Below are 18,103 nucleotides of genomic sequence, written 5' to 3' on the forward strand. Positions count from 1 at the left end.
AAATTATATCACAAAATTATTAAAAATTTGTGTACAAATTGTTAAGCATTAGTTAAGATTGTAACTTAAAGCAAAATGATAATAAGAAACTATGACAAAAGTCGTCATAGCTTCTTATTATCCCATTACCACTAAAACCTGATGACTATTTCCCTTCTTTGTTAAATCAATAGTCTTATCTGTAACAAGCTCCCCATCTATATATACTTCTTTTACACCTTTGTTAACACCATTGGGATTTCTTACATCTATTAGATATTTCGTATTCTTATAGTTATATTCTATCACATATTTATCCCAATTTTTTGGTATACAAGGGTCTATTATAAGTTTTTCTCCGTATTTTTTCAAACCCAAGAGGTTCTCAATTGCTATTCTGTACATCCAACCTGCTGCGCCAGTATACCACGTCCAACCTCCTCTTCCTACATGAGGTTCTACCGCATACACATCTGCAGCAATGACATAGGGCTCTACTTTGTACTTCATACACTCAATAGGGGTCCTGGTGTGATTTATAGGATTTATCATGTTGTAAAGTTGCCATGCCCTATCTCCTTCTCCTAGCTCTGCAAAGGCGAGTATTACCCATGCTGCCGCATGAGTGTATTGACCCCCATTTTCTCTAACTCCTGGAACATATCCTTTTATATAACCTGGATTTAATTCGCCACTGTCAAAGGGAGGGGTTAAAAGCTTTATTATCCCTTCTTCCTCATTGACCAAATAATTTACAACAGCCTTCATTGCCTCTTTTACTCTTACTTCTTTTCCCGCTTTAGATATAACAGACCAAGATTGAGATATGGAATCAATTTTACATTCTGAATTGTCTACAGATCCTAAAGGTGTCCCATCGTCAAAGTAAGCCCTTCTGTACCAACTTCCGTCCCATGCATTTTCTTCTATAGCTTTTATTAATTTATTAGCTATTTCTTGATACTTTTTTGCATGTTCTTCATCCTTTTTAGTTTGACATATGGGCGAAAACTTCTGAAGAATAGTGTACAAAAACCAGCCAAGCCATACACTTTCCCCTTTTCCTTTGTTTCCTACCTTATTCATTCCGTCATTCCAGTCGCCAGCCCCCATCAAAGGCAAACCATGTTCTCCAAATTTTAACGAATAGTCTATAGCCCTTATGCAATGCTCATATACTGTACCTTTTGTTTCAGATATACGAGGTGTTGAATATCTTTCTTCCTCTTCTTCTTTTAAAGGCAAATCTTCTAAGTAATTTACTTCTATGTCCAGTATAGACCAATCTCCTGTCTTTTCTATATAGTCAGCTGTGACGTAAGGAAGCCACAACAAGTCATCGGCAAATTTTGTCCTTATACCTTTATTTAATACAGGATGCCACCAATGTTGCACATCTCCTTCAACAAACTGATGCTGGCAAGCGTTGACTATTTGATTTTTTGTAAATTCTGGCTCTAGATATACCATATTCATAGCATCCTGCAATTGGTCTCTAAAACCATAAGCTCCTCCCGATTGATAAAAAGCTGACCTTGCCCACAATCTACACGCAATTGTTTGATAAGGCAGCCATCCATTTACAAGTAAATCCATTGACTTGTCAGGAGTTTTAATCTGTATCCTTCTTAGAAGCTCTTGCCAAAATTCTTGGACTCTTCGCAATTCATTCTGACAATTTTCAACATTTGTATACTTTAAAATCAACCTTTTTACTTCTTCTTCGTTTTTACCATGTCCTAACAAGATTGTAAATTGCTTTTCTTCTTTAGCTTTTACTTCTACATGAAATTGTATTGCAGCACAGGGGTCTAATGATATTCCTGTAGAATTTGAGAGAGTCTCATATTCCAATGCTTGGGGTAAAGTTAAACTTGAAGCAACTCCTATAAACTCTGCTCTGTCGCCTGTAAATGAATTTATCTTTTCTGAAGCTGACAAAAATGCTAATCTATTAGCAAAATCTTCATTGTACACATTTTTAATCATTAATGCTCCTATTTTTTCATCGTACTTTGTAAATAGATACGGAAAAGTAATCTCATCAGTTACTCCTAAAACTGGCCTTATGTAATAAGATACTGTAAGTTTCCTGTTTTCATTCCCTAAATTTTTGATGGTAACTAAATTTATCTTTATAGAATCTTCCTTTGCTACAAACATCTTTAAGTGTTGGCTTAAACCACAGCATATTGTTTCAAATGAAGTATACCCAAAACCATGTTTTATATAATGAACTTTTGCTTTACCAGCAGGTAAAGGAGTAATTGACCATCTGTCCCCTGTTTCCTCATCTGTTAAATAAATTACCTCTCCATGGGGGTCTAAAACAGGGTCATTGTACCATGGAGTCAATTTGTATTCCCTGCTGTTTTCTGCCCAAGTATACCCTGCTCCTGTTTCTGACACCTGAAAGCCAAAAGAAGGGTTGGAAATCACATTTATCCAAGGAGCAGGAGTACTTTTGCCTTCCCACTTTATGATATACTCTTTTCCATCATAGCTAAATCCTCCAAAACCATTGTAACAATCTAATGGTAATTCCTCTAATTTGATTTCTTCAAAATTTTGTACTTTTTTGACCCGATTTTTAAGTTTTGGAGCGTTTTTTGTCTCTTTAATCATTATCTGGTCGTAAATAGATTCATTTCCTCCTTCAAACTTAAGGGCAACAACAGTATTTAAAAGATATACATCTTCCTCTTTTAAATTATTTTGCTGTAACAAATATACGCCTCCATATTTGCCAAAAATGTCATAAGAAAAGGTAGTATTAATTAATTCTTTTATCTTATCATGTAAGGGCTGTAGATAACCGCTTTTATCTTTATTTAATATCACAAGGTCAATATTTATCCCTTTCATTTTCCAATATTCATAAGCTTTTAAAAACCACTTTACCATTTCTATTTCTTCCATCTTTTCTATCTCTACTAACACAATTGGCAAATCTCCTGAAATCCCATATGCCCACAGACCAGATTGACCTTTTACATTTTTCAAAATCATCTCTTCTCTATACCTGCGCTGAGGACTCACAAATAAAATGTGAGCCAACATTCTTTGCAAAAGGCCTAATTCTCTGGGTTTTAAATTAAGATAATCTAATTCTACCCTACTTCTTGTCCACGACACTTCAAAAGCTCTTTCTACTACATTTTCCTCTTTGTATTTTGCAGCAATTTTTATGGCTTCTTCTTTAGTTTCAGTTATTGCAGAAATATATACTACTTTTGCTACTTCCCCTGGCATTACTTTTACTCTTTTCCTTAAACTTACAACAGGATCGAGGACTGCTCCTTCTGTATTGGAAAGGGGCTGATCAGCTTCTAAAGCAATTGGATTTTTTAGACTTCTTCCTCTTCCTATAAATTTTGCTCTATCAGTTTCAAACTGAGTATCTCCCACAATTTCTCCACTTAAAACTGCTACCTTGTGCACAGCCCATAGTTTATTTTTTCCTTGTTCCCTTGGCTTTCTGCAGACTAAAATTGCATCTTCTTCCTTTAAAAATTCTGTTTTTACAAAAAGTTTATTAAAAGCAGGATGTGCCACATCTGTTGGCAAATCTATTAAGCTTATTTCTCCAAAACTTGTAATTTCTAATATTCTCGGATGTTTACTATGATTTTTTAAAGTCAATCGCCTTATCTCCACATCATCCTCTGGTGAAACGACTATCTCTAAGTGAGTATCTATATTTCCAACTCTTTTAAAGTATTCTGCTTTATCTGCAGAGAAAACAACCCTGTAATTCTGACCTTTTTCGTAAAAGGGAGCGTAAGTGGCTGACCATACAGTATTAGAGTTTATATTTTGAACAAATATAAAGGTACCAAAATCTTGCGCCAAGTCTTTCCTCCATCTTGTCAAGAAAATACCTTTGTTATTTTTACTGTATCCTGTCCCTTTTTCTGTAAGCATTACAAAATATCTTCCGCTTGACAAAATATGAACCTCTGGCAGCCAAGTTTTTGATTCTCCTAAAACCCTTACAAAGTCTCCATCTTCTTTGCGAACTTTTTGAATTTTTCTTGCTTCTTCTCTTTCTTCCCTCGTTATATCTAAATACATTGGCATTTTTTCTTGTAATAATATTTGAGTAGCTTTTATACTTGGGTCTTTATGAAATCTTTTTTGCATTATATTGTTATTTATAAAATTGTCTAAAGCCACAAAAGCCATACCTTGGTGATGAGCCATAAAGCTTTTGACTATCGCACTTTTCTTGCCAAAAGGAACTCTTTCTGGTGTATAATCTATCGCTTCATAAAAACCGTATTTCCCTTCAACTCCTTCTTTTTTAAGGAACCTTATGTTTTGTAGCACCCCTTCTACATCTACTCCAATAGCCAGCAAAGACCCATAAGGAGCTACTACTTTGTCGTGGGATAATCCCCTTTTAAGACCTAGACTTGGGACTCCAAAAGCTTTGTACTGATAATTCAAATTTATGTCAAAAGCGTAAAATCCGGACTCCGATATACCCCATGGAATTCCTAATTCTTTAGCATAATTTTTTTGCACTCTTACAGCAAAGGCATAAGTTTCATCCAATAAAGTATTTTGGTAATTTTTCATTATTAAAAGGGGCATAAAGTACTCAAACATCGTTCCAGACCAAGATACCAAGCCTTTATAACGATTTTCAATGGCAAGCATCCGGCCCAATTTAAACCAATGTTTTTTATCAATTTCTCTTTTTGCAATAGCAATAAAACTTGCTTGCCTTGCTTCCGAAGCCAACAAATCATAATAAGACTTTGTAAGTTTTTCCTCTTCAACATTGTACCCTATTGAGAATAATTGTCTTTTTTCGTCATACAAATGCCTGAACTCTGTTTTTTCTACCAAATTTTCAATTGTACTCTTTATATTTTCAATCTCTGCCTCCAACTTTTTAATTTTCTCCAGAGCCTGGGCAACTTTATCTTTTTGACTTTTTAACAAAGCTTTCTCCTCTTCTGTAGCTTTTTCAAAAACTTCTTCTATTTCTAATAAATAGTTTTTATAGACTTTTTCCAATTCTTTTGGAGATGAATGTTCTTCAAAAACCTCCTTATATCTTTTAAAAATTTCTTGCTCTTTCTGTCTTTCATCAAATTCTGTCCATGCTAAAAATTCTTTCATCTCCCTTTTTAAAGCCCCAATTATATTCTTTAACCTTTCAATATTTCCTACCTCATCTTCTGTACTTGAAAGTTTCTCCCTAATTTTACTTAAGAATACCTCCCAATCAGATGGCATTAAAGTTTTTTTATTTAAAATGTTTCTAAAAATATCTTCAGTAATTCCTTCTATATCCAACATTTTGATAGTATCTTTTAAGCCTTTTGCCAATTCAATATCTATAAGAGGTTTATTTAAAAATTCACCTATTGCTTCCTTTACTGTAATCAAATAACCTACTAAATTTCCGCTATCGACAGTAGACACATAATAGGGCCTTAAAGGCTCTAAAGTCCTCGTATTGTACCAATTGTACAAATGGCCGTTCCATTTTTCCATTTTTTCAATTGTAGTGATGGTTTTTTTGATTCTTTCTACCATCTCAGTTGTGGTTATATAGCCTAAATCTCTTGCTCCAACTACTGAAACCAAGTAAAGTCCTATGTTTGTAGGTGACGTTCTCTCCGCAATCCCATTAGGCGGGTCTTCTTGAAAATTATCTGGTGGTAGATAATTCTGGCTTTCTGTCACAAAGTCTTCAAAAAATCTCCAGGTTTTTCTCGTTATTAAGCGCAATTCCTCCATTTCCTCTTGTGACACAGTTTTTTCTTTTGAAATTATTGGCTGGCTTATATAAAAAGCAATGTAGGGAGAAATTGCCCAAAGGAAAAAAAGCACTATTGCCCCAATTAAATCTTGGGGTTTAAAATACATAACTAATGCAACTAATGCTAATCCCTCTACTAAAACTATCCACATTCTTTTAAAAAAACTTGCAAAGTCATTTCTAAGTCGCTTCTCCATGTCAGCAGCCGTAACCCATTCTAATAAATTCTTTCGAGTTATATACAGTCTCGTCAGTGTTCTAACTATTGCATCTGCCATCATATAAGCTTGATAGGGTAAAAACACAAAATTAAGTAATGATTGATAAAAAGCGGCTTCTATGCTTGTTATCACGGCTTTATGTCTTTTTTCCCAATAGTGTCTGAACTGGCCTTTAAAAATAGTGTCAACTAAAGCAGGTAGAATGGGGAAGAATACAGTTAAAATCGCAACCCCTAACCATAAAAAACTGCTTCCCGGCAAAAGGCTAAATCCTAAAAATAGCATTAACATCAAGGCAACTGAAACAACACTTCTTCTTAGGTTGTCCATAATTTTCCATTTAGTTATTAAAGAAAGGGGGTTTTTTACCATTTCTCCTTTTCTATTTTTTATTTTAGATTTCAAATAAGGCAATAACTGCCAATCCCCTCTTACCCATCTGTGCAGTCTCATGGTATAGGAATTGTATTTAGCAGGATAGCCATCAATCAATTCTATATCACTGACAAGACCGGTTCGCACAAAGGACCCTTCTAAAAGGTCATGACTTAAAATAGAATTATCCGGTATAGTATCTCTTAAAAGTTCTCTAAATACATCTACATCGTATATTCCTTTACCTGTATATATGCCTTCTCCGAACAAATCCTGATAAACATCTGATACTGCTGTAGTATATGGATCTATACCGCCTTCTCCAGCATAGATTTTAGAAAACAGTGTAGCATTTGCGCTTTCTATATCAATGCCTATTCTAGGTTGCAATAGTCCATATCCCTCTACTACTACACCATAATCTCTGTCAATCACTGCTTTGTTTAAGGGATGCAACATAGTACCTACTAATTTTTTAGCAGTATCAATAGGCAAATTTGTATCTGCATCCAAAGTTATTACATATTTTATATTTAGTTTGGCAACATCTCCACTAACTACATAAAAACTCGTATCTTCCTTCCCTCTTAAAAGTTCATTAAATTCGACAAGAGCTCCTCTTTTTCTTTCCCAGCCCATCCAGCTTTTTTGCATTTGATTGTATTTTCTTTTTCTGTGGAAATAGTAAAATATCTTTTCGCCGTTTTTAGAATATTTCTCGTTTAACTTTTCAATTTGTTCCAAAGCACACTTTACAATCTTCTCATCCTCCGACATAACCTCAAAAGGAGCGTCTTTAAAATCCCCTAATAAGCCAAAATACAAATTCTTTTCTCTGTTGGCGTGATAATACACCTCAAGATTTTCAATCAGCTCTTTTGTCCTTTTTTCATCTGGCAAAAGAGAAGAAATAACTACCATTGTCTTAGCATCTTCAGGAATACCTTCTTTTAACTCAATTTTTGGCAATACTACTGGCTTAAAAATATGCACTAAAATCCAATTTACTAATTGAACTGACATTTCACTAAAAGGTATTAGAAGAATTACACCAGAGATAAATAATAGCCCCCACTTATTAGAAAAATATGCTATATATTTTAATGCAAAAAACTCCTCCACCAATAGGAAGATTAAAATTAAACCTACATACAAAGTCTCTGGAGATTTTTTGGCAATTTTTCCCCAGCTTATTGTCCTTTTTGATTTGTTACTCAGCTTATTTTCAAGAATACTTCTTCCTTTGCCTACAAGGTAAAATCCTACATGGTTTATATATCCTAGTTTTCCCTCTTGTTCTGTCACTTCTTTTGCACATTCAATTGCCTTTTTAGCAACATAAGTTTCTGAAGTATTATAATATTTAGCTATTTTTTCTATTTCATGTCTGTAATAATCTCTTGATTCAAAATCCATCTTAGGATATGTACCGTCCGGGTCTTGCCTCAAAACTTGCTCTACGGAACTCAAACTTTCAAAAATTTGTGCCCAATCGAGAGAGGAAACAGTTTTTAAACTGGTAATAGCATTGCCTATAGAAATTTGCCTTTTTGCCTGTATTTGATGAGCCTTTTCTGCTACATCGTTAATGCTAGTATCATACTCCATTAAAATTTTTTCTATAGACTGTATGACATTAACAGAATTACTCCCTTCTTTTCTAAGTCTACTTACCAAATGTTCAATAAATTGTAGAGGGAATCTGTCTGCAACATTGATATTGTTCCTTATAAGCTTTTCCACTTCTTCATATTTCATTTCTTTTTCCAAAAGCAATGTGAGTATCTTTTCTGCTTTTTCCCTTTGGTGGCGAGTTTCTACAATTTTCTCGCAAATCTTTTTATTTTCTCCACCAAAGCAATACGTATCATAAGGCTTAAAGCCCACAGCTCAGAGCTGGAAAGCAAAGCCTTTGTCTGATAAGCCTTTATAAAATTAATTATGGCTTTTTCATCAATTTTCCCATCAGTGTGAAGAACTAGCTCAAAGGCTATAGCATATATTCTTGGGTAACCTTTGAATAAACCATTTTTAAGCCCTGGAAGCCCCGAATAATAACTTTTTGACAAACTTTTCCTTATTTCCTTAACTTGCTCTTCGATTATATAAAAGTTATCTAACAACCACTCCTCTTCTTGAGAAATATAGACATCCTCTTCTTTTAAAATGCTGTTCAAATTTCTGTAAACATTCTTTATGTAGTTGTAGTTTTTATTCATCCACGGAATTAGCAAATAGGATAATTTAGTTCTCTTCATTATGTTGTGATTCTGCGCTATTTCTGCTGCATGTTTTTCCATTTCCTCCGAACTTAAAATAATATCGTCAAAATCTCCTATAGAATCTTCCTTACCCCATGTAGGCTTTTTTGAAATATGTACAACAAACGCGGCTATTAAAAGCAAGATAGCTCCTATCAACACATACTCCATAGTATGTCAACTCCCTCACTGCAATTTAGTGCTAAAAATATTATTCCCTCAAGTTTGAAATTTTAAAGCATAAAAAAATAAAAGCCCCTAATATTTAGGCTTTTATTACCACCATCCCTTTCTTTTAAAATACAAAATTTCTGCAAAAGCTATAATTCCCATAACCGCCAGAGTAACAAAATAACCATATTCTGTATTAAGTTCAGGCATATTTTTAAAGTTCATCCCATAGATACCAGTAATAAGGGTTAGAGGCATAATTATAGTCGCTATAATTGTAAGAGTCTTCATAACCCCATTCATTCTATTTGATATGTAAGACATATAAAGGTCTAAAGTACCAGTGAGAAGGTCATAGTAAGTATCAATAAAGTCAAACAAGCGCATTATATGGTCATAAACGTCCATAAAGTACAATTTGTTTTCTTCTTTTATTATAACGAAGTCATGCCTTAAAAGCGTATTTAAAACCTCTCTTTGCGCTGTTATGATTTTTCTCAATTTCAACATGTTCTTTTTTAGAAGAAATATCTTACTTTGAATTTCTTTACTCTCTTTTTCAAAAATTTCTGCTTCAATTTCATCAATTTTATTTCCCACTTCATCTACAATAGGAAAATAATCATCTATAATTTCATCTGCAAGATTATAAAGCAAAAAATCAATTCCTCTCTCAAAAATATTCGCTGCGCTCTTTGCTTTTTCATAAACAGTATTCACAACTTCCATATTACCCCAATGAACTGTAACAATATAATTTTGAGAAACAAAAAGAAAAATTTCTGAAATTCTAAATTCCTCTTCCAATTTTCTCCCTTTAAAAACATTCATTACTATAAAGTAATAATCTTTGTAGTTTTCTACTTTAGACCGCTGCTTCCTATGGAGACAATCTTCTATAGTAAGAGGATGAAACTTAAAAACATCGCTTAATATTTTGATTTCAGAATCAGTTGGGTTTTCTAAATCAACCCATAAAAGATTTTTATTGTTAATTTTTTCTGTAATAGTATTAGGGGAAATACTGACAATTTCCCCTTGTGAATATGATAAACACCTAATCATTTTATTCCTCCCATACTTCTATATCTCTAAGCCACTTAGGATAATAATTTTTAACTACCCCTTTTGCAATTCTGCCCCATCCCGCAGGAAACCCTTCTATAGTAAAAAAAATCCAGCCGTCTTCTAAGTCCAATTCAAAAGTTTCTCCTTTTAAATATTTTTCCTTTTGTTCTCTTTCAAGTTCCAAAAGTCTTTTAGCTTGTAAAGTTTTAATTCCCATTGCCAACCAGTGAGAAGGCTCAAACCTGTTTTTCTTAAGCTCTCCTAACTGCCAACCGTATCTGTATACCTTTATATTACTCAAATCCGGTAAACCCTCTGGTACATGGTAAACAAAATCATTATGCACTTCAATATTTAGATTATCTAAGTCTAAATTAAGATATTTATCAGCAAAGTCGTAAAATAGTTGTAATTCTTTTTGCTTTTTTCTGCCTTTTGTTTTTTTAAATCTAGAGTCTGGCTCTTCTTCCTCTTTTTTTCTCAGTTTCGCAATAAAATGTCCTTCTCCTCTCACCTTATGTGGCCATAATCTCATGCATTTTTTTATATCTTTAGGACCTTCAACCCATTCGGGATGCCCTCTGTCAAAGAATTTGCTAATCTCACTTTCTTCAATTTCAAATTCAGGATGTTCTTCTAAAAAATTTTTTATAACTCCTTCATCCTCCTCAGGAGCAAAAGTACAGGTAGAATAAACCAAAATGCCTCCCTTTTTTAATAAAGGAGCTACACTTCGCAAAATATTTCTCTGTGTAATAGAACAACTCATAACATTATTTAAAGACCAAATTTTCCTTGCTGTAGGGTCTTTTCTAAACATTCCCTCTCCTGAGCAAGGAGCATCTACCAAAATTTTATCAAAATATCCTTCAAATGCGGTAGCCAACTTTTCAGGAGTTTCATTTGTTATGACAATATTTCTTATTCCCATTCTTTCTACATTTTCCACCAGTGCTTTTATTCTTTTTTTATCTATTTCATTAGCAACAATTATTCCTTCATCGCCAATTTTCGTAGCTATGTGGGTGGTTTTACCTCCCGGCGCTGCACTTACATCGAGAATCTTTTCCCCTGGTTTAGGGTCTAACACCTCCACAACTGCCATCGCTGTCGGCTCTTGAATATAGTAAAGTCCTAAAATATGGTACAAATGGTTGCCCGCCTTTTCTTCTTTATCATAATAAAACCCAGTTGGGCACCAAGGAATTGGGGTTATCTCAAAAGGAACAATTTTTTTAAACTCTTCTACACCGATTTTTAATGTATTCACTCTTAAGCCTTTTTGAGGCTTTTTGTCGTATTCCTTTAAAAAATCTTCATACTCTTCTTTAAGTAATTGCTCCATTCTCTTCAAAAACTCTTTTTTTACTGTAATTTTCATCTTATTACTACCCCTATCTTATTGATTGAATAATATACTGACAACTAATCTTTTAGATTACTAATAACTTTCCCATTATTTTCAGCTGATAATAATATTTTATCCAAAATAACCTGGTCTTTGTAGGCTTCCTCAAAAGTGGGTGTCTCACTAAATACAATTTTATCCTCTACTATATTTGTAAAAAAATTTATAAGGCTTGCCATGTGTAAATCTACCATCCATCCAAGAGAATACTTTTCTGTAGGATATATTGACTCCACATACTCGCTAAATTTGCTTTTTTTATCGTAATCGCCAATTATTTGGATATTATCTTGCTTTTTATATAATACAGCATAACGAGGATGTTTTGTAGATATTTTTATTGAGCCCTTTGTACCGTATATTTCAAATCGAGTCTCCTCCTCAAGGTCGGCAGATATCCTTGAGGCTTCGATACTTCCCCATCCTCCATTTTTCATTTCTATTTCTACATTTGTCCAGTCATCTACATCCACTTCTTCATAAATTTCAGAGCCTTTGGATACAGGCCTTTTTTTAAAATATGTCTTAGAATTTGATCTTAAAGACTTTATTTCTCCCATCATAAATCTTACTGCATCCACAAGGTGTATCCCCATGTCAACTATTGCTCCACCACCAGAAGTAGCTTTTTTCATTTTCCAGGACATAGGCCTTTTAGGATCCATATAGCCCGAATGAAGCATCAACGCCTTAAAATTTAAAATTTCACCTATCTCTCCATTTTTTATCATGTCCCTTGCCTGGTTTACAGCGGGCATAAACCTGTACATTAAAGCTGTTTGATGTATTATCCTTTTTTCTTTTGCCTTTTCCATTATTTCATAGGCTTCTTTGCCGTTAACTCCCATTGGCTTCTCAAGATATAATGGAATGCCTTTTTCTATCACTTTCATCGCCTGTTCATAATGAAGGTAATTAGGGGTACATATGTCGACAGCATCAAGGCCGCCCTCTTCCAGCATTTCTTCAATACTTTTTACACCTTTTTCAAAAAAATGTGGTATATCTTCTATGTTATTCTTGTACACAGGTCCAAGTTTCACTTCAAAAGGAAGGTTTTTAAATATTAAAGGCATTGAAAAACAAGCTATAGAATGGATTGTCCCAATAAAGCCAAGCCCTATAAAGCCAAGTTTTATTTCTTTTTTTGACATCCAAATCACCTCTTTATAAAATTACGATATATTTTAATTATAACATTAATAAAGCATAAAAAAGAACAACCCCTTTTAAAAGGGACTGTTCTTTTACAATTATACACAAACCATTTCTTTATTGTATGTTTCTTCTATAAAATCCGAAATAATAGGTCCAATCTTATCTATATCCACCAAAAAAGAGTCATGACCTTGCATTGAAGATATTTCTTCAAATTTGCCACACCCTCCTGAAGCATTAAGTTTTTTAATGAAATCCCTCATGTACTTAGAAGGAAAAATCATATCTGTATCTATCCCTATCATAAGTATTTCCGCTTTAATCCTTTTAAGTGCCATCTTCAAAGAACCATAAGGCTTCGTAATGTCATGTTCATTCATAGCCCATAAAATATATAAATATGAATTTGCATCAAACCTGTTTATAAAAGACAAACCATGATAGTTGAGGTAATTTTCCACTTCAAAATTGTTTTCATCTCTTAACCTATCAAATCTATAGTCAAATAAATCACCACTTTTGTAGGTTATCATTCCCAGCATTCTGGCAGTGCTCAATCCTTTATCAGGTTTATGGGGCTTATCATAGTAATCACCGCCGTAAAAATGTGGGTCATTTAGTATGCATTGTATTCCTACATGATTATACGCAATATTAAGAGGAGTAAGCTTATAATCAGCAGCTATGACAATAGATTTATCCACTAAATCCGGGTATGTCACTGCCCACTCTAAAGCCTGCATTCCTCCCATAGACCCTCCAATAGCGACTTTTATCCGGTCTATGCCAAGATAATCTAGAAGAAGTTTCTGCACTCTCACCATGTCTCTTATATTAATTTTTGGAAACCTAAGCCCATATGGTTTCCCTGTTTTAGGGTCTATAGAAGAAGGTCCTGTCGTTCCATAACAACTGCCGAGAAAGTTAGAGCATATGACAAAATACTTATCTGTATCAATATATTTACCGGGGCCAATTAAAGGGTCCCACCAGCCCACGTTATTTTTCCCAGGATTCACACCTGCTGCATGGGCACTGCCACTTAAAGCATGTTCCACAAGTATCACGTTATTTTTTTCTTTATTTAATTTCCCATAAGTTTCATAAACAATAGTAACTTCATCAAAGCTATACCCACTTTCTGTAGTGAATATATTTTTCCCTTTTAGTGTAACCTTTTTTTCCTCAACTATCATCTGCATCAACCTTTCCTTATCTATTTTTGCGATGCATAAAGGGCATTATCAAGGTCTTCTAATATATCTTCTATATCTTCTAGCCCTACAGAAAGTCTTATCATATCCTCCGTAACACCAGAAGCTAACTGTTCTTCTTTTGATAACTGCTGATGGGTCGTGCTGGCTGGATGTATAACCAAAGACTTTGCATCCCCTATATTAGCAAGATGAGTAAATAATTTTAAACTCTCTATAAACTTAATGCCTGCTTTTAATCCACCTTTTATGCCAAAAGTCAAAACTCCTCCTTGCCCTCTTGGCAAATACTTTTGTGCCAAAGCATAATAGGGACTTGATTTAAGTCCTGGATAATTCACCCACGAAACGTAGGGATGAGAAGCTAAAAACTCTGCAACTTTTAAAGCATTTTGACTGTGCCTTTCCATCCTAAGAGATAGAGTCTCTAATCCTTGTGCGAATAAAAATGCATTAAATGGACTCAAAGCAGTACCCAAATCCCTTAAAAGTTGCACCCTCGCTTTTACAATATAAGCTGCTTCGCCTACATCTTTTACATACCTTATACCATGATAACTTGGATCTGGTTCTGTAAGTTCTGGAAACTTTCCATTGTCCCAATTAAATTTTCCAGAATCTACTATAACTCCACCTATAGAAGTCCCATGTCCACCTATAAATTTAGTCGCCGAATGTACCACTATATCAGCCCCAAACTCGATAGGCCGTGCAAGGTAAGGAGTTGCAAAAGTATTATCTACAATGAGAGGAATTCCTGCAGTGTGGGCAATTTCTGCTATTTTTTCAATGTCAGCCACGTCAATCTTTGGATTGCCAATAGTCTCAACGTACAAAGCTTTTGTGTTATCTGTTATTTGACTTTTAAAGTTTTCAGGATTGCTGGGGTCCACAAACTTAAAATTTATACCAAACTTTTTCAAAGTAGTCGCAAAAAGATTATAAGTCCCTCCATAAAGATTGGTAGAAGATACAATCTCGTCTCCTACTCCTGCGATATTAGTAACTGCCAGCGTTATAGCTGCTTGACCTGAAGATACAGCAAGGGCACCTACCCCACCTTCTAATGCAGCTATTCTCTTTTCAAAAACGTCAACTGTGGGGTTCATCATTCGAGTATATATATACCCTTCTTCTTTTAAGGCAAAGAGGTCTGCAGCGTGCTCAGTACTTTTAAAAGCAAAGGAAGAAGTTTGATATATAGGAAGGGCTACAGCTCCCGTAGTTGGGTCAGGCTCCCACCCTTCATGAATTGCCAAAGTTGAAAAACCATATTTTTTAGACATACTTTTAACTCCTTTCACAAAATTTTTTTAAATCACTTCTACAAAATCCTCAAATTTACTTACTTCTTCTGTTATATCCTCTTGCAAAACTTTAAAAATAGTTTTTATCTCGGTTATTTTTTCTAATTTTTCTGTAAATGTCTCAACACTTTTCTTCATTTTAACAATAGCTGTAAATGTGCCGTTTTCATAGGAAGATTCCACAATTGATACTTTTTGTTCTTTTAAAAACTTTAAAACTTTTTTCAAACCTAAAATATTTTCTTTATGAGTTTCAAGCCTTATATAAAAAGTATCTGTAAAACTTCCCTGACGAATTGGAAGAAAGTTTATCCTCTTATTATCTTTGATATCATAGTTTAACAATATATCAATTAAATCTGCCACTACAGCATCCCCTGTAGGAAGTTCTCCAGCACCTTTTCCTACAAAAACATATTCACCAAAACTATCCCCTCTAAGTATGATAGCATTATTTACGTCGTTTATCCTTGACAAAATATTATTTTCTTCGACTAAAACTGGTTCCACTCCTGCAAAGATGCCATCTTTGACTTTTTTGCCCCAGGCAAATAATTTTATTTTATATCCCCACTTATTGATGTAATTTAAATCTTGAGTCGTGATTTCGTCTATTCCTTTTCTGGTTATAGAATTTACTGGCACGTTTATATTGAACACTTTCCTCATTAATATAGCAAGTTTATAAAGGGCATCAAAGCCTTTTACGTCATAATCGGGATTTGCTTCTGCATATCCTAATTGCTGGGCTTCTTTAAGTGCTTCTTTATACCTTCTACCTTCAGTAGTCATTTTGGTGAGAATATAATTAGTAGTGCCATTTATTATACCGCCTACAAAATCTATTTCATCTGTAATTTTTAATCTATCAATTTGATGCAGTATAGGTATAGCCCCACCTACACTTGCCTCACATTTTAGAAATACTCTATTCTTTTCTGCTATTTCATTTAATTCTTCTCCATGCTTAGCTATCAATTCTTTATTTGCAGTGATTACATGCTTCCCTGAAGACAAAGCCTCCTTCACATATTCGTAAGCTGGAGAAATACCTCCTATTGCTTCAATGACTATTTTTATCTCTTTATCTTTCAAAATTTCTTCAGCATTTTGGGTAAGTAGTCCTTCTACCTTCACTTTCCTTGGCTTATTGAGATTTTTCACGAGTATCTTCTTTATCTCAGGATAAACCCCTGTACTCTCCCTTATATGACCTCCTCTTGAAGTTATCAATTTATATACTCCTGTTCCTACTGTTCCAAGTCCTAATAATCCGATTTTTATTTTCATGTCACACCTCCAAATAAATTTTTAGGCCCTCTTCTCAATGAGAAGAGGGCCTAATAATCCGCCACTCCTCTCATCTCTCAGGTTAGACACCCTAACCTGCAGGATTTGGCACCAGACGCATATAAATGCCGGTTGCCGGGTTTCATCGGGCCAGTCCCTCCACCACTCTTGATAAGAGGTTTGTGTGTAATATATTCAATTTTGCATGTTGTAATCTATGTTATCACTTTGAAACTGTAAAGTCAAGAACTTTTTTTGTACTCTTTCTTAAATTTTTTCTAAATTTTAATATACGCCGATTTTTTTTAGTGGTATAATATTATTGTATAATATTTATACTCTATCGATTATAAAAATTTAATATTTGCCACATGGGGTGCCGGCGTAACCGGCTGAGAAAAAGGTGTTGCCTTTTAACCCATCGAACCTGTTAGGTTAGTACCTGCGTAGGGATGTGGTCATCTGCCATGGCTATAATCCCCATGGTTTATTTATTTTTTAAGGAGGTTTTTATTATGACACAATTGGAATACGCCCTTTCAGGCATTGTCACAAAAGAGATGAAAATAGTCGCAGAGTATGAAGGAGTAGACGAAGAATTTATTTTAGAAGGAGTTAAAAAAGGAGAAATAGTAATACCATCAAACATCAACCACAAAAACCTCATTCCCAAAGGCATAGGAAGGGGTTTATCGACAAAAGTAAATGCCAATATAGGAACCTCTGATGCATACCCTGAAATTGAAAAAGAAATTGAAAAATTAAATGTTGCTGTAAAAGCTGGAGCAGATGCGGTAATGGATTTAAGCACAGGGGGCGACATTAACCAATCTCGTAGAAAAATACTTGAAAATTCCCCTGTCCCTGTAGGAACTGTCCCTATGTATCAAGCAGCTGTAGAATCTATATCCAAATACGGTAGCATTGTAGCTATGCCTGAAGAATTTATTTTTGAAGTTATAGAAGAACAAGCAAAAGACGGGGTTGATTTTATTACAGTCCACTGTGGTCTAACATTTGAATCATTGAAAAAGCTTAAAGACAACGGCCGAGTGATGGATATAGTAAGCCGCGGTGGCTCCTTTACAATTGCTTGGATGCTCCATAACAACAAAGAAAATCCTTTGTATAAACATTTTGATAGACTCCTTGATATTGCTAAAAAATATGACATAACTCTAAGCTTAGGAGATGGACTGCGTCCAGGTTGTCTTGAAGATGCTACAGACGCAGCACAAATTCAAGAACTTATAATCCTTGGCGAATTGGTAAAGAAATCTCGAGAGGCAGGAGTTCAAGTTATGGTAGAAGGACCCGGGCATGTGCCAATTGACCAAATTGAAGCAAATGTAAAACTTCAAAAACAACTTTGTCACAACGCTCCTTTTTATGTGCTTGGCCCTATTGTGACTGATATAGCTCCTGGTTATGACCACATAACTTCAGCAATCGGAGGAGCAATTGCAGCAGCTTCTGGTGCTGATTTCCTTTGCTATGTTACACCCGCTGAACATCTCGGACTTCCAGACAAAGAAGATGTCAAAGAAGGCGTTATTGCAGCAAAAATAGCTGCCCATGCTGCAGATATCGCAAAAGGCGTAAAAGGTGCTAAAGAAAAAGATTTAACTATGGCTAGAGCTAGAAAAGCCTTAAACTGGGATGACCAAATAAAGCTTTCTATAGACCCTGATAAAGCTTTTAAATATCGCGTCAATAAAAACATATCTACAGCCAAAACTTGCAGTATGTGCGGAAAATTCTGCGCTATGAAAATTGTCAGTGAGTACCTTGGAACTTCAACTATGACTTGCTAATACCTTTGCCTTATTTACATTCCCCCCTTGATTTTCTTTGCTAATTTCTGCTATAATAGAG

At 34.6% G+C, this 18,103-nt stretch carries 7 protein-coding genes, 1 pseudogene and 2 riboswitches; of the genes and pseudogenes, 1 reads left to right on the forward strand and 7 read right to left on the reverse strand.

The window, feature by feature from the left end:
• Nucleotides 1–117 precede the first annotated feature (117 nt).
• The 7 genes and pseudogenes from THESIDRAFT1_RS03125 to THESIDRAFT1_RS03155 form a co-directional block, all read right to left on the reverse strand.
• Nucleotides 118–8,783, reverse strand: a pseudogene (locus THESIDRAFT1_RS03125) (glycoside hydrolase family 94 protein).
• A gap of 105 nt (nt 8,784–8,888) precedes the next feature.
• Nucleotides 8,889–9,848: a magnesium/cobalt transporter CorA gene (gene corA, locus THESIDRAFT1_RS03130; RefSeq protein ID WP_004404430.1), complete on the reverse strand. Its 960-nt coding sequence runs from the start codon at nt 9,846–9,848 to the stop codon at nt 8,889–8,891.
• A gap of 1 nt (nt 9,849) precedes the next feature.
• Nucleotides 9,850–11,232: an RsmB/NOP family class I SAM-dependent RNA methyltransferase gene (locus THESIDRAFT1_RS03135; protein WP_006569534.1), complete on the reverse strand. Its 1,383-nt coding sequence runs from the start codon at nt 11,230–11,232 to the stop codon at nt 9,850–9,852.
• A gap of 44 nt (nt 11,233–11,276) precedes the next feature.
• A complete protein-coding gene (locus tag THESIDRAFT1_RS03140; protein ID WP_006569535.1) occupies nt 11,277–12,413 on the reverse strand; it encodes a Gfo/Idh/MocA family protein in 1,137 nt (378 codons plus the stop codon).
• A gap of 99 nt (nt 12,414–12,512) precedes the next feature.
• A complete protein-coding gene (gene metX, locus THESIDRAFT1_RS03145; protein ID WP_039929128.1) occupies nt 12,513–13,613 on the reverse strand; it encodes a homoserine O-acetyltransferase MetX in 1,101 nt (366 codons plus the stop codon).
• Between the two features lie 20 nt (nt 13,614–13,633).
• Nucleotides 13,634–14,917, reverse strand: a complete 1,284-nt coding sequence (locus THESIDRAFT1_RS03150; RefSeq protein ID WP_006569537.1) for a homocysteine synthase — start codon at nt 14,915–14,917, stop codon at nt 13,634–13,636.
• Nucleotides 14,918–14,944: 27 nt separating this feature from the next.
• The gene (locus THESIDRAFT1_RS03155; RefSeq protein WP_006569538.1) at nt 14,945–16,228 is read right to left on the reverse strand and encodes a homoserine dehydrogenase; all 1,284 of its coding nucleotides are present in this window, start codon (nt 16,226–16,228) and stop codon (nt 14,945–14,947) included.
• A gap of 67 nt (nt 16,229–16,295) precedes the next feature.
• A riboswitch (SAM riboswitch) is annotated at nt 16,296–16,406 on the reverse strand.
• A gap of 184 nt (nt 16,407–16,590) precedes the next feature.
• Nucleotides 16,591–16,698: riboswitch (TPP riboswitch) on the forward strand.
• 45 nt (nt 16,699–16,743) lie between these two features.
• Here THESIDRAFT1_RS03155 and thiC point away from each other — a divergent pair.
• Nucleotides 16,744–18,042 carry a phosphomethylpyrimidine synthase ThiC gene (gene thiC, locus THESIDRAFT1_RS03160; RefSeq protein WP_004404444.1) on the forward strand — a complete coding sequence of 433 codons (1,299 nt, stop codon included), beginning with the start codon at nt 16,744–16,746 and terminating at the stop codon, nt 18,040–18,042.
• Nucleotides 18,043–18,103: the final 61 nt, after the last annotated feature.

The sequence above is a fragment of the Thermoanaerobacter siderophilus SR4 genome, from assembly GCF_000262445.1.
GTDB classification, from domain to species: Bacteria; Bacillota; Thermoanaerobacteria; order Thermoanaerobacterales; family Thermoanaerobacteraceae; genus Thermoanaerobacter; species Thermoanaerobacter ethanolicus.